The organism is Streptomyces gilvosporeus (assembly GCF_002082195.1).
Taxonomy (GTDB): Bacteria; Actinomycetota; Actinomycetes; order Streptomycetales; family Streptomycetaceae; genus Streptomyces; species Streptomyces gilvosporeus.
Genome location: NZ_CP020569.1, coordinates 7,135,651 through 7,149,892 on the forward strand (window position 1 = coordinate 7,135,651; position 14,242 = coordinate 7,149,892).

11 protein-coding genes are annotated in these 14,242 nt (G+C 71.2%); 5 read left to right on the plus strand and 6 right to left on the minus strand.

Annotated features, from left to right (window positions below):
- Positions 1-51: 51 nt before the first annotated feature.
- The 3 genes from B1H19_RS31640 to B1H19_RS31650 all read left to right on the plus strand — a co-directional run bounded on the left by B1H19_RS31640 (position 52) and on the right by B1H19_RS31650 (position 3,131).
- Positions 52-2,109: a phosphocholine-specific phospholipase C gene (locus B1H19_RS31640; protein ID WP_083108175.1), complete on the plus strand. Its 2,058-nt coding sequence runs from the start codon at positions 52-54 to the stop codon at positions 2,107-2,109.
- A 168-nt stretch (positions 2,110-2,277) separates the two neighbouring features.
- Positions 2,278-2,688: a cupredoxin domain-containing protein gene (locus B1H19_RS31645; RefSeq protein WP_083108177.1), complete on the plus strand. Its 411-nt coding sequence runs from the start codon at positions 2,278-2,280 to the stop codon at positions 2,686-2,688.
- A 23-nt stretch (positions 2,689-2,711) separates the two neighbouring features.
- Positions 2,712-3,131 carry a hypothetical protein gene (locus B1H19_RS31650; RefSeq protein WP_237289620.1) on the plus strand — a complete coding sequence of 140 codons (420 nt, stop codon included), beginning with the start codon at positions 2,712-2,714 and terminating at the stop codon, positions 3,129-3,131.
- Positions 3,132-3,150: 19 nt separating this feature from the next.
- Here the strand turns inward: B1H19_RS31650 and B1H19_RS31655 are convergent, their stop codons facing one another.
- Both B1H19_RS31655 and B1H19_RS31660 read right to left on the minus strand, forming a co-directional pair.
- A complete protein-coding gene (locus B1H19_RS31655; RefSeq protein WP_237289621.1) occupies positions 3,151-4,335 on the minus strand; it encodes a L,D-transpeptidase in 1,185 nt (394 codons plus the stop codon).
- Between the two features lie 170 nt (positions 4,336-4,505).
- On the minus strand, positions 4,506-5,654 hold the full coding sequence (locus tag B1H19_RS31660) for a DUF6777 domain-containing protein (RefSeq protein WP_107426209.1): 1,149 nt from the start codon (positions 5,652-5,654) through the stop codon (positions 4,506-4,508).
- Positions 5,655-5,915: 261 nt separating this feature from the next.
- On the opposite strand from B1H19_RS31660, the gene B1H19_RS31670 reads away from it, so the two are divergent.
- On the plus strand, positions 5,916-7,199 hold the full coding sequence (locus B1H19_RS31670) for a streptophobe family protein (protein ID WP_083108184.1): 1,284 nt from the start codon (positions 5,916-5,918) through the stop codon (positions 7,197-7,199).
- 55 nt (positions 7,200-7,254) lie between these two features.
- Here B1H19_RS31670 and B1H19_RS31675 read toward each other — a convergent pair whose 3' ends face one another.
- From B1H19_RS31675 to B1H19_RS31685, 3 genes are all read right to left on the minus strand, one after another.
- Entirely contained in the window at positions 7,255-8,238 is a 984-nt protein-coding gene (locus B1H19_RS31675; RefSeq protein WP_107426463.1) for a serine/threonine-protein kinase, read from the minus strand.
- 92 nt (positions 8,239-8,330) lie between these two features.
- Entirely contained in the window at positions 8,331-8,930 is a 600-nt protein-coding gene (locus B1H19_RS31680) for a hypothetical protein (RefSeq protein WP_237289622.1), read from the minus strand.
- A 16-nt stretch (positions 8,931-8,946) separates the two neighbouring features.
- Positions 8,947-11,292: an ABC transporter ATP-binding protein/permease gene (locus B1H19_RS31685; protein WP_083108188.1), complete on the minus strand. Its 2,346-nt coding sequence runs from the start codon at positions 11,290-11,292 to the stop codon at positions 8,947-8,949.
- Between the two features lie 377 nt (positions 11,293-11,669).
- Between B1H19_RS31685 and B1H19_RS31690 the strand changes: the two genes are divergently transcribed.
- Positions 11,670-13,118, plus strand: a complete 1,449-nt coding sequence (locus B1H19_RS31690) for a nucleobase:cation symporter-2 family protein (protein ID WP_083108190.1) — start codon at positions 11,670-11,672, stop codon at positions 13,116-13,118.
- 128 nt (positions 13,119-13,246) lie between these two features.
- On the opposite strand, the gene B1H19_RS31695 is transcribed toward B1H19_RS31690, so the two are convergent.
- Positions 13,247-13,969, minus strand: coding sequence for a transcriptional regulator (locus B1H19_RS31695; RefSeq protein ID WP_237289624.1), 723 nt, complete (start codon positions 13,967-13,969; stop codon positions 13,247-13,249).
- Positions 13,970-14,242: the final 273 nt, after the last annotated feature.

Sequence of the window (14,242 nt, forward strand, 5' to 3'; positions counted from 1 at the left end):
TGCACTCAACCGATCCCCAAAAACCCCCACAGACGACGAGGTTTTGAACCCATGCCTGACGTCAACCGGCGACGCTTCCTTCAGATAGCCGGTGCCACCGCCGGTGCCACCGCCCTCTCCAGCAGCATCGCCCGCGCCGCGGCCATCCCCGCCCAGCGGCGTACCGGCTCCCTCAAGGACGTCGAGCACATCGTCGTCCTGATGCAGGAGAACCGTTCCTTCGATCACTACTTCGGCGCCATGAAGGGCGTCCGCGGCTTCGGCGACCCGCGCCCGCTCACGCTGCCCAGCGGCAAGTCGGTCTGGCACCAGGCCAACGGTGGCACGGACGTCCTGCCCTACCACCCGGACGCCGACAACCTCGGCATGCAGTTCATCGCGGGGCTCGACCATGGCTGGGCAGGCGGCCACAGCGCATGGAACAACGGCAAGTACGACAACTGGATCCCCGCCAAGGGGACCGGCACGATGGCGCATCTGACGCGCAAGGACATCCCGTTCCACTATGCGCTCGCGGATGCCTTCACCATCTGCGACTCGTACCACTGCTCGCTGATCGGGCCCACCGACCCCAACCGCTACTACATGTTCTCGGGCTACGTCGGCAACGACGGCTCGGGCGGCGGCCCGGTCGTCGGCAACGAGGAGGCCGGGTACAGCTGGACGACCTACCCCGAGCGCCTGGAGAAGGCCGGCGTCTCCTGGAAGATCTACCAGGACATCGGCGACGGCCTGGACGCCAACGGCAAGTGGGGCTGGATCGACGACGCCTACCGCGGCAACTTCGGCGACAACTCGCTGCTCTTCTTCAACCAGTACCGCAACGCCCAGCCCGGCGACCCGCTCTACGACAAGGCCCGCACCGGCACCAACGCCAAGGCGGGCGACGGCTACTTCGACCACCTCAAGGCCGATGTCAAGGCCGGCAAGCTCCCCAAGATCTCCTGGATCGCCGCCCCCGAGGCGTTCTCCGAGCACCCCAACTGGCCCGCCAACTACGGCGCCTGGTACGTCTCGCAGGTCCTGGACGCGCTCACCTCCAACCCCGAGGTGTGGAGCAAGACCGCGCTGTTCATCACCTACGACGAGAACGACGGCTACTTCGACCACGTCCTGCCGCCGTTCCCGCCGGCCGACGCCAACCAGGGCCTGTCCACCGTGGACTCGTCCCTCGACCACTTCTCCGGCAACGCCGGCTACGCCGCCGGCCCCTACGGCCTGGGCCAGCGCGTCCCGATGATCGTCGTCTCCCCCTGGAGCACCGGCGGCTACGTCTGCTCCGAGGTCCTCGACCACACCTCGATCATCCGCTTCATGGAGCAGCGCTTCGGCGTCCACGAGCCCAACATCTCGCCCTGGCGCCGCGCCATCTGCGGCGATCTGACCGCCGCCTTCGACTTCGGCCTGGACAACCCCAAGCCCGCCCCGCTGCCGGACACCCACGCCTACCAGCCGCCGGACAACAAGCGGCACGACAGCTACGTCCCCAAGCCGCCCGCCAACCCCGTGCTGCCCAAGCAGGAGTCCGGCTCCCGCCCCACCCGCCCGCTGCGCTACGCACCGCTGACCGACGGCGCCGGCTCGCCCGCCGACGGCAAGTACACGCTCAGCTTCAGCGCGGGTGCCGAGGCCGGCGCGTGTTTCACCGTCTCCGCCGGCAACCGCGGCGACGGGCCGTGGACCTACACCACGGAGGCCGGCAAGAAGATCTCCGACACCTGGAACACCAAGTACTCCAACGGCGTCTACGACCTGACCGTGCACGGCCCCAACAGCTTCTTCCGCGTCTTCAAGGGCACCGGCAAGACCGCCGGCCCCGAGGTCACCGCCCGCCATGACGCGACCACCGGGAACGTCACCCTGACCATGACCAACACCGCCGGCGCCGACTGCCATCTGACGGTCACCAACGCCTACGGCGGCGCCAGCGAGACGTTCACGGTCCGCGCCCACGCCACCGTCAAGCACACCGTGGACCTGCGCGCGAGCAAGCGCTGGTACGACGTGTCGGTCTCCTCGGACGGGGACTCCTCGTTCCTGCGCCGGTTCGCCGGGCACGTGGAGAACGGACAGGTCGGCGTCAGCGACCCGGCCCTCATCACCGACTGAGCGCCCGGACGCCGGGGCCGGTACGCGCGTACCGGCCCCGGTGCGCTCCCCCCTGCCCCGGCGCGCCCCACGGCGTGACCGGGTGACGGGTACGCCGAACGACCGCTTCGGCTCGCCGGGCGGCCGCGGCCGGTGTCTAGTGGGCGGGGACGACCCCAGGGAGCCGCCATGCCCTTCCCGCAGCGCCGCCGGCCGCACCGCGCCGTGGCGTCCGCCGTCCTCCTCCTCGCGACGTCCCTGACCGCCTGCACCACCACGGGCGAGGGCGGCGCGTCCACCGCGACCCCCCACTCGCCCGCACACTCGACGGCCACGGGCGGCGCGATCCGCATCACCATCAAGGACTTCACCTACGTCCCGGCCGTGCTGACCGTACGCCCCGGCGCGAAGATCACCGTCGACAACAAGGACTCCGCGCCGCACTCCGTGACCGCCACCGGCGGCAAGGGGGGCTTCGACACCGGCACCATCAAAGGCGGCGCGACCGCCACTTTCACCGCGCCCACCAAGCCGGGCAGCTACCCGTACTACTGCGATATCCACGAGTACATGAAGGGCAAGCTCACCGTCCGCGGCTGAGCACCGGGAAGGCGGCGGCAGCGGTGGCCTCACACCTCGTCGTGCAGAACGCGGTACGGCTCGTGGCCGCGGCCGGGCTGGCCGTGGACGCTTATGTCCACGCCGATCTCGCCGCCGAGCTCGACGCCGTCGTGGCGACCCTCAGCGAGGGCATGCTCTTCCGCGTCGAGGCCGCGCTGGCCGCGCTCGCGGCGCTGCTCGTACTGCTGTGGCGCCGGCCCGCGTCCGACGCCTTCGCCTGCATCGTCGCCGGCGGCGGGCTCGTCCTGCTGCTGCTCTACCGCTATGTCGACGTCGGCCGGCTGGGCCCGCTGCCCGATATGTACAACCCGGCCTGGAGCGACGCGAAGAAACTCGCCGCCCTCGCCCAGGCCGTCACCGTCGTGGCCACCGGCTATCTGCTGCTCACCCGGCCCCGCCCCCTGGCCCGGCACCGGCGCTGACCGGCATCCGGGCCGGCGGTCACTTCAGCGCGCTGCGCTGCTGCCACTGCTGCCAGGACTCCTGCCAGACCTCCAGGCCGTTGCCGACGTCGGTCTTGTTGGGGTTGCTGGTGCCCTTGACCTCGACGGTGGAGCCGATGGTCAGGAAGTCGAAGACCTTCTTGGCGTCGCCGGTGGTCATCCCGAAGCAGCCGTGGCTGGTGTTGGCCACGCCGATCTGGTGGTTCCAGGGCGCGGAGTGCAGGAAGGTGCCGGAGGCGGTGAGGTGGGTGACCCACTTCGAGTCGAGCATCCACTCGTTGCCGTGGCCGATGGTGGAGGAGTCCATGGTCTCGGCCGCGTTCTTGCTGCGTACGGTGTGCACACCACCGCGGGTCGGGTCCTGCGGGGAGCCCGCGGAGCCGACGACGCTGCCGACCTTCTTGCCGTTCTCGTACATGGTCAGGGTGTGCGACGGCACATCGATGACGGCCTTGTGGTCGGCGCCTATGGAGAAGCCGAAGTTGTAGTCCCGGGCGAACCAGCCGCCCGCGGAGCCGGAGTTGATTCCGGCCAGCGCGCCCTTGACGGAGACCTTGGTGCCCGACGGCCAGTAGTCCTTGGGCCGCCAGTCGATCCGGTCCTTGCCGGAGTAGTCCTTGACCCAGCCCCAGGCGCCCTGGACGTACGGCTGGGTGGTGACCTTCAGCGCCTTTTCGATCTCGGCCCGCCGGTCGGTGGCTATCGGGTGGTCGAAGAGGATCGATATCGGCATGCCGGTGCCCACGGTCTGCCCGCCGCCCGGGGTGTTGGTGAGCTTGTTGACCTTGTCGGCCTGCTCGGTGGTGAAGACCGAGGTGACGGCGGAATCCTTGCCGTCGTCGGACGTCGCCCGGGTGCGGACGGTGTAGGTGGTCTTCGGGCGGACCTTGCCGGCCGACTTCCACGTCGTGCCGTCGGCGGCCAGCTTGCCCTCGACCCGGGCGCCCTGGTCGTCCTTGACGTCGACGGAGGTGAGCTTGCCGCCGGCGGCCCGTACGGATATCGGCGAGCCGAGCGCGGCCGCCTTGCTGCCCGCTGCCGGGGTGACGGTCACCTTGGCGGCGTGCCCGGCCGCCTTCGACGTAGCGGCGTCGGCGCCCCCGCCGCATGCGGTCAGCACGGTGGCCGTCGCGAGCAGCGCGGGCAGGTAACGGGCCGGGTGACGGCGGAGTGCGGCGTGCACGAAGGTCCTCCAAAACAGACAGCTGACGGCAGGAAAGGCGCCGCAGATGAAGACGGTTTGTCTGTTTCGGAGGTTGTCTGGGGAATCGGCGATCTATGACACGGTTCGGTAACAGGGGGCGGCCCTGGCGCGGGCCCGGTTGCGGTGCCGCGGCCGGGCCCGTCGCCTCATCAGCTGCTCGGCGCCGACTCCCCGCCCGAGGGCGCCGGGGGCACGGTCGTGGTGGTGGGTGTCTCGGGGGCCGTGGTGGTGCCGGTCGTTTCCGGCGTGCTGGGGGAGGAGGCGGAGGTGGACGGGGTCGAGGGCGTCTCGGAGCCCGGCGACTGTGTCGGGGACGGCGATCCGGTGGACGTGCCGGGGGGAGGGGCCCAGGTGTCCGAGCCGCCGTCCGTGCCCCGGGGGCGGTCGAAGTACTGGTTCGTCTGCGCGTCGTAGAGGACGAAGGAGCGCATCTCGGTGGTGGCGGGCGACACCGCGACCGTGTTCGCGGCCCGGTAGCCGGGCCAGGACGTACCGCTCGTCTTCGCCTCGCTCGACAGCGGCTCCGGCTCGGCCAGCGGATTGCCGCAGGCGCAGCGCACCCGCGGCAGCCCGCGGGAGTCGATCAGGACGGCGGTGCCGGCCTGGAGCACCGACTGGAAGGCGGTGGCCTTGCCGTCCCGGAAGCCGTGGTTGGTGACGCGGGTGTCCTTGCGCAGCTGTACGGGCGTCAGCGAGCGGAGGAAGGACGGTACGGCGCCGACATCGATGCCCTGCGCCCCGGCGAACGCGAGGGCCTTGGCCCGGTCGGCCTCCAGGAAGCTGATCTGCTGCTCGACGTCGCAGCTGGTGGCGTCGCGGCTGCCGCCGTACAGGCCGGGCTCGGAACCGCGGTAGCTGGGGACGCCGGTCGTGGCGCCCGACGGGGTGCCGGGCGAGGCGCTCGGGGACGGCGGCGGGGAGGACTCGGCGGCCGTCGACCGGGTGAACGGGTCGCGGCCGTCCGCGGCGGCCGGCTGGAGCACCACCTCGCCCGCGCCGCCGCCCGGACGGGTCAGGACGACGATCACGACGACGGCCGCCACCACGGCGGCCGCGACGATCGCCACCCGGGGCGCGGACCGCCACCACGGCACTCCGCCGCCCGGCCCCCCGGCCCCGCCGCCTCCACCGCCGCCCCCGCCCCCACCCGGGCCGCCGCCGGGCCCGCGCGGCCGGTCCACCTCGGTGGGCGGCCCGCCGGTCCGGGTCGGCTCGGAGACGGGGCCGGACGAGGGGCCGGAGAGCGGGCCCGACGGCGGACCGGTCGGGTGGCTGTCGGGCGGCGGTGCAGATGTCACGGCTGTCTCTCCGGTCTCTCTTCCGACGCGCAACGTGCATACGGGTTCCGGCGCGCGACGTGCATCACTGCGACCCGGACCCCTCCGGCGCAGCAGGCTGACTCCGCCCCCACCGCTGCCCGGTGTGTCAATCTTCGTGCCATTGTGTGCCGGTGGTCGGCGTCGTCCGCAAGCGGGGTGGACCGCCTGTGCTTACCGTGGGGACGTCCCCTCGGTCCGGCCCCAGGGCCGGCCCGTCCTCCGGCGTCGGCAGGAGACCGCGTGAGCCAGCCGCAAGGCCCCGCACCCGACGGTCCCCTCCGCCTCTGGGGACAGGCCCTGGCCGCCGCAGCCGCAGGCATCGTCGCCATGGGGGTGGTCGCCGCGATCGGCCTCCAGGCCGCGGGCGCCGGGGACCTGCCCGGCTACGCCTTCCCCCACGTGGTGGCCGCCGCCGTCACCGTCGCGGCGGGCGGCACGGTCGCGCTGACCGGTAACGCCGGCGACATCGCCCAGGCCCATGCCGCCCTCGATGCCGTACCCCTGTCGGTGACCCTGGCCGGCGCCCTGGCCACCGCCGCCGTCTTCCTGCGTCCGCTACGCCACCGGGCGGTCGCCACCGGCCGCGAACTGCTCGCCCGCATCGCCCGCACGGCCGTGTGCTGGCTGGTGTTCCTGCTGCTGGTCGCCCTCGCCGCGCACCACACCTTCACCATCTCCGTGGGCAACGACCTCGCCGACCGCATCGGCGCGGAGATCGGCGCCACCCCCACCGTCGGCTTCGGCGCCGACGTGCCCGCCACGCTCGCCACCGGCCTGCTCTGGCTGCTGGCGCTGCTCGCGCTCGCCTTCCTCGTCTCCCGCCGGGCCCCCCTCCCCTCCCCGCTGCTGCGCCCGGCGACCTCCCTCCGGCCGCCCGCCTTCGCCATGGCCCTGGTGCTGCTCACCTATGTGGCCGTCGCCCTGATCACCGCCGTCGTCGTCCTGATCACCAAGGGGCATCCGGCCCAGACCGTCGCGGTGGTCTTCCTGGGTCTGCCGAACCTGGCCTGGCTGGCGCTGGGCATCGGCACCGGCGGCGCCTGGAGCGGCCATGTCGACAAGGCCATCGGACTCCCCGTCCCGCAGGTGCTCGACCACATCCTGCGCACCCGCCACGGACAGCGCACCCTCGACCTGGGCGCCGTCGTCGCCCAGGACGCCCGCGGCTGGCTCCTGGTGGCGCTGGCCGCCGTCGTCCTGCTGACCGCCGCCTTCCTCGCCGCGGTCCGCTCCCCGGCCACCACCCCTCTCTGGCGACACGCCACCACCATGGCCGCGGCCCTCGCCATCACCCTCCTTGCCGTCGGCCTCCTCACCCGCATCCTCGCCCACTACGGCCTCTCCCTATTCGGCGTCGGCGACCTCGGCGGCAACCTGGGCGGCGAGGTCGTCCTCCTCCCCCAACTCCCGCGCCTCTTCCTGGCAGGCGCAGCATCCGGCCTGGTCACCGGCGCCGCGGGCAGCTTGGCGGCACGGCGGGTACGGCATCGGGGGGAGGTGGGGGAGCGACGGCCCCCAGCCTGAAGCTGTCCGCGGGCGCGGGGCGGGAAACGCGCAGCGGGCCCGTTGCCGTCCCGGATCACCGTCCCGGATCACCGTCCCGGAAACACCGTCCCGGAAACACCGGCGTCGCCCAACGCGGCGGTGGTGGGGGAGTGGTGGGGGACATGGGGGTGGAGGGAGCGCCGGTCTGCGTGGTGGGGGGCGGAGCGGGGGTGCCCGTGGTGGCGGTGCGGCCCGCGGTGCGGAGGGTCGTGATGAAGTCGCGGCAGGTGTCGTAGCGGTTCTCGGGGGACTTGGCCAGTGAGCGGGCCAGTACGGTGTCGACGGTCGGCGGTAGGTCCGGGCGTTGCTCGGACAGGACGGGCGGGGGGTCGTACTGATGCGCCCACAGCAGTGCCATGTCGTCGTCGCGCCGGAACGGGGGCGCTCCGGTCAGCATCTCGTACAGGACGCAGGCCAGGCTGTAGACGTCGCAACGGCCGTCCACCGGGCGGCCCGAGATCTGTTCGGGGGCCACGTAGTCGAGGGTGCCGACGAACTGTCCGACGCTGGTGAAGCCGGTCAGCGACAGCGATTTCTTCGTCAGTCCGAAGTCGGTGAGGTAGGCGTGCTCGGGGCGGTCGGTGTCGGTGCCCTCGGCGATGAGGATGTTGCCGGGTTTGACGTCGCGGTGCACCAGGTCGTGGTCGTGCGCGGCGTCCAGGGCGGAGGCCACCTGGAGGCCGATCCGGCAGGCGGTCTCCAGGGGCAGCGGCCCCTCGCGGTCGAGCAGCGCCCGCAGATCCCGCCCTTTGACGTAGCGCATGGCGATGAACAGGACGCCCTCGGTCTCCCCGGCCTCGAAGACCGGCACGATGTGCGGATGGTCGATGGCCGCGGCCACCCGCGACTCGTGGACGAAGCGTTTGCGGAAGGTGTCGTTACGGGCCAACTCGGGCGCCAGCAGTTTGACCGCGACCGTACGGCCGAGGCGCAGGTCCTCCGCCCTGTAGACGACCGCCATACCGCCGCGGCCGATCTCGTCCTGGAGGAGGTACCCGGCGATCTGGCGCCCGCGCATCCCGGAGGAGTCGGGCGCGGTCGAACGCTCCGGGTGGTCCGGGCGGTCCGGTTCCCGACGGTCCGGCTCCCCGCGATCCGGCCCCCCGGCGTTCATCGCGCGTCACCGTACGCGGGAGAGGGGTCCGGGGCGCCGGGAGCGCCGCCATCCCCCGCCGCCCCGTCCGTCTCACTGCCCTCCACCGACGGCCCTGCCGACGGCTCCACCGACGGCCCCGCCGTCACCGCATACGTCTCCAGCGACACCCCGTCGCAGTAGCACCACCGCTCGTGCCGCGCGTCGTACAGCCACACCGCGTCGCCGTCCACCACCACTCCCACCCGCAGGCCCCGCGTCCGTGACCCGAAGGACTCGCCGTCCAGTCGGCCCGCGGCCAGTTCCTCGACCAGGCGGCGGTAGCGGGCCAGTTCGCTCTCGACGGCGCCCAGCAGCGGGCGGGGGTCCGCGGTCCGGGCGGGCGGTGCGCCGGCGGCGGGGGGATCGCGTGGGACGGACAGCAGCAGTCGGCCGTCCACCCAGGCGGACCAGCCGTTGGAACACAGTGCCAGCGCCCAGTCGCCCCGTCGGTCGACGACCTGGACGGGCAGCAGCGGGTCCAGCGGCACGGTCGGCCGGGCGGCGTCCGGCGCCGACCAGGCCGCCATCCCGTCCGGCGGGACGATATGGCTGGGAAGGAAGGCGGGCGCGGTCACAGGCGGCTCCTCGACGCTACTTGCGCATGATCTCGGGCTCACGCCGCCGCAGCAGCCTGGTGACCAGGAAGCCGAGGACGAGGGACAGCACGATCAGCATCGCCATGTCGAGCAGCCAGATCCCCGGCCGGTGCTGGAAGAGCGGGTCCGCGGTGAGGCCCTGCGGCACGATCCGGTGCAGATCGATGGTGCCCGCCATCGCACCGAGCGCCCATCGCGACGGCACCAGCCACGACAGCTGCTCCAGCCCCGGTGTCCCGGACAGCTTCAGCAGCGCACCGCAGAAGACCACCTGCACGATCGCCAGGAGGACCAGCAGCGGCATGGTGACCTCCTCCTTGCGCACCAGCGCGGAGACGAAGAGGCCGAGCATCATCGCCGTGAACGCCAACAGCGCCACGGCCAGGGTGATTTCGACAAGGGGCGGCATCAACACCCCGGCTCCGGCGGGGGCGTTGAGCCGTACACCGAAGAGGCCGACCATGGTCAGTACCACGGCCTGGACGACCGTCACGGCGCCCAGCACCAGCACCTTGGACATCAGATACGCCGAGCGGGACAGACCGACGGCCCGCTCCCGCTGATAGATCGTCCGTTCCTTGACCAGTTCGCGTACGGCGTTGGCGGCGCCGGTCAGCACCGCGCCGACGCACAGGATCAGCAGCGCGTTGAGTGCGGAGTCCCGGGTCAGGGAGCGGCCCGCCAGCGCATGTGCCATCGCGCCCATCACGAACGGCAGCGCGACCATGATGATCAGGAAGGTGCGGTCCGCGCTCAGCGCCGCCGCATACCGCCGCATCAGCGTGCGCAGCTGCCCGCCCCAGCTCTGCGCCTTGGGCGCGGCCACCGGGCCGCGCGGCGCCTCGGGTGCGTGCCGCGGCTGCCGGGAGTCGCCGGCGATATAGCGGCGGTGCAGCGGCGAGGCGCGGTACTGCCCCGCCCAGTCCCGTACGGAATCCGCCTCGAAGGCCTCGAACGCCTCCGGCCACTGGGTGAACCCGAAGAACCGCAGGGCCTCTTCGGGCGGCCCGTAGTACGCGATCCGCCCGCCGGGCGCGAGGACCAGCAGCCGGTCGCACACGTCCAGGCTCAGCACGCTGTGCGTGACGACGATGACGGTCCGGCCGTCGTCCGCGAGCCCGCGCAGCATATGCATCACCGAGCGGTCCATCCCGGGGTCGAGCCCGGAGGTCGGCTCGTCGAGGAAGAGCAGCGAGGGTTTGGTGAGCAGCTCCAGGGCGACGCTGACGCGCTTGCGCTGGCCGCCGGAGAGGCTGTGGATGGGCTGGGTGGCCCGCTGGGCCAGGCCCAGTTCCCCGATGACCTCGTCCACCCGGGCCTGCCGTTCGGCCTTCGCGGTGTCCTCGGGGAAGCGCAGCCGGGCGGCGTAGCCCAGGGCCCGGTGCACGGTCAGCTGGGAGTGCAGGATGTCGTCCTGTGGGACGAGCCCGATGCGCTGGCGCAGTTCGGCGTAGTCGCGGTAGAGGTCGCGCCCGTCGTAGAGCACCGCGCCGTGGTCGGCCGGTTTCAGTCCGGTCAGCGCGTTGAGCAGCGTCGATTTGCCCGCTCCGCTGGGCCCGACCACCGCCAGCAGCGATTTCTCGGCCACGGGGAAGGACACGCCGTCCAGCAGCGTCTTGCGGCCCCGGTCGACGTGGACGGCCAGGTCCTGGACGTCCAGCGAGACCTCGCCGGTGTCGATGAACTCCTGGAGTTCCTCACCGACGAGCGCGAAGGCGGAGTGGCCGATGCCGATGATGTCGCCGGGGACGACCGCGGCGCGGGCGACGGGCTGCCCGTTGAGATAGGTGCCGTTGTGGCTGCCGAGGTCGACGATCTCGTAGCCGTCCGGTCCGGCCAGCAGTTCCGCGTGCCGGCGCGAGACGGCCAGATCGTCGACGACCAGGTCGTTGCCGGGTGCGCGGCCGATCCGGGTGGTGCGGGCGGCGCGGGGGAGCGGGCGAACGGAGCTGGGCTGCCGGAAGGTGCGGGTGGCGGCCGGATAGGAGACGGCGGACGGTCTCGGCGCGTCCGTACGGGGTGTCGGCGCGCCGCTGAGCACCGCGCACGGCCCGTCGGTGGGATTGCCGAACCGGATCACGCTGCCCGGCCCGACGTCGCAGTGCTCCACCCGACGCCCGTTGGCGTAGGTCCCGTTGGTGCTGTGCTCGTCCTCCAGCAGCCAGTGGCCGTGGTCGGTCCGCAGCACCGCGTGGTGCCAGGAGACCCGGGCGTCGTGGAGGACCACTTCGCCGGCGGGGTCGCGGCCCACGTGGTACGTCCGGCGCGGATCCATCACCACCGAGCCGCCGTCGGCCTCGACGAGGAGTGCCGGCGCGGAGGCGTCCGGGCGCATGGCCATATCAGGATTTTACGGCGGCGGGTCGGGCCCCGCCTGTTCGCCCGGACCGGGCAAGGGCGCAAATCCGCAGGCGAGACGGCCTCTTGACGAGATGATCGCCGGTTACTCGCGAGAAATGGCCCAGGTCAACTATGGTGAGCGCTCCCGATCGGCCCACTCGCACATTCCAAGGAAATACCGGAATCTGCCCGGCCAATCAAAGGAAGTCCCGTCGAACCGGGACACAATACGCAGCAGGGCTACGTGGTGTCGGCAACACCGCTCACCGTCGGCTTTGTAGGACCCGACCGGTCCCGCCATGCCGTCCGGACACGACTCCGGACCCGGCGGAGCCGGTTTCCCTTCTTATTCACCTACCTCGTGAAGGCAAGGCAGAGATGGCACGATCCTCCCGACAATCCTCCCCGCAGTTCTCCGGCCAAAGAACGCATCCCGTCGACGAGGTGCTCCCCGTCGGCAAACTCGCGCTCTACGGTTTCCAGCACGTCCTCGCCTTCTATGCCGCGGCCGTCATCGTCCCCCTGCTCGTCGGCAACGCCCTCGGGCTGACCCACGACCAGCTCGTCTACCTCATCAACGCGGACCTGTTGACCTGCGGAATCGCCTCCATCATCCAGGCGTTCGGCATCTGGAGGATCGGCGCGCGGCTCCCGCTGGTCCAGGGCGTCACCTTCACCGCGGTCTCCCCGATGATCGCCATCGGCCTGGGCGCGGGCGGCGGCGTCGCCGGACTGCTCGTCGTCTACGGCGCCTGCATCACCGCCGGAATCGCGACCTTCCTCTTCGCGCCGTTCTTCAGCAAGCTGGTGAAGTATTTCCCGCCGGTCGTCATCGGCACGATCCTCACCATCATCGGCCTGACCCTCATACCCCAGGGGCTCCAGGACGCGGCCGGCGGTGCGCAGTTGATAGGGCACCCCGCATACGCCTCCGGAAAGAACCTCGCATACGCCCTGGGCACACTGCTGTTCATTCTGCTCATGGTCCGGATCGGAAAGCCGTATCTGAGCAGTCTGGCCGTTCTGCTCGGGCTGATCGCCGGCACCGGTGTCGCCTGGTGCCTGGGCGATGTCGATTTCAGCGCGGTGGGCCATGCCGACTGGTTCGGCGTCAGCACCCCGTTCCATTACGGAATGCCGAAGTTCCAGCTGTTCCCGATCATCGCCATGGTGGTTGTCATGCTGATCACGATGGTGGAAACCACCGGAGATGTGTATGCGATCGGGGAAATCACCCGGAAAAGGGTCGACAACACCACCGTGGCCAATGCGCTGCGCGCCGACGGCGTGGCCACCGTGCTCGGCGGAGTGTTCAACTCCTTTCCCTATGTGGCCTTTGCCGAGAACATCGGTCTGGTGCGGATGTCGCGGGTGATGAGCCGCTTCGTCGTGGTCGCGGCCGGCATGATCATGATCGCTGTGGGGCTGCTGCCCAAGGTCGGCGCGGTGGTCGCCGTGATCCCGCATCCGGTGCTCGGCGGCGCCGCCATCTCGATGTTCGGCATGGTCGCCACGGTCGGCATCCAGATCCTGGGCAAGGTGGACCTGCGCGAGGAGCGCAATGCCCTGATCCTGGCCGTCAGTCTCGGCGCCGGGCTGCTGCCCTCCGCGGTCGCGCCGTTCTTCGACCGGATGCCGGCCGATGTGAAGGCGATTCTCGACAGCGGGATCACCCTGGGCGGGCTGACCGCCATCGTGCTCAATCTGTTCTTCAACGTCTTCACCCGCCGCACGTCGATGGAAATCGACTGGGACGAGATCGAGGACGACGCCGCGGACGGTTCCGCGGTCCCGGGCGGTCCGCCGACGGGCTTCGCCGCGCACTGACGCCGCCGCCGGACGCGGGCCGCGACCACGCCGCCCGCGTCCGGCGCACTCCCCGCGCCGCCGCTTAGGGCCTGTCCGATGGGTCATGGCCGGGCCCGCCGACCCTGACCCATCGGACAGGCCCTAGCTCAGTGCGTCACCGAGTTGAACGGCGGCACCTCGCCGGCCTCGCCGATCAGATCCCAGAAGTGGTCGACGAGCCGCCGCAGATACGCCGAACGCTCGGCCGCCACCTCCTTGAGCCGGGCGTCGTCGTTACGGGCCACCACATGCCCCATGTAGCGCTCGGCGAACTCCGCGAACTCCCCGTGCATCGTGCGCAGCGCATCGCTCACCCGGGTCTTGTTCAGCGTGGTGATCTCCATGATCGGAGAGACATGCGACTTCCAGCGCCCCTCGATGGCCGCCCGCAGATGCCCGGCCAGCTCGTCGACCTGCCCCATCACCCCGATGAGCTTGCGCAGCGACAGCCCCAGCGCGTCCACCAGCGCCTTGGTCTGGCGGTAGTCGCCGTTCCAGCGCTGCGCCTCCTCCGCCAGCCGGTAGGCGTCCGGGTCCATGCCGATCAGCTGGGCCAGCCGTTCCGCGCTCAGCTGCCGCGCCATCCGGTGCTCGGCCAGGGTCCGGGGCTCCACGCCCATCAGGACCGTGGGCGGGCACCACAGGACGTCGGCCAGCGCGAAGAGCTGGGCCTCGGTCGGCACTTGGGAGCCGTACTCCCAGGCCTCGATCGACTCGGGGTGGGCCGGGGCGCCGCACGCGGCCATGGACTGGGCGACCTGAGCGGCGGTCAGGCCCACCCGGGCCCGCGCCGAACGGGCTTCTTGCGGGGAAAACGGAGTGCTGTACACGTGCGGGACACCTCGCTGCACCCGGAGAAGCGAAGGGGTGCTTGGGAGCGGGAGATGAACGGGTGTGGTGGGTGGGAGATGGAGGAATACCCAGGAGCGGGCAGATTAACAGATGGTGCAGACGTACGAACCTCCAGATCTCCTGGGAAACGAAGGCGCCGGGGCGGCTGTCGGGTGAACGGCGAAGGTTGCGCGGGGAATTGGTCCTTATCGTCCGATATCGCTCATCAACCTCCTTGCCGTGTATAGCCGATGGAGTAGTACGTACCGGGC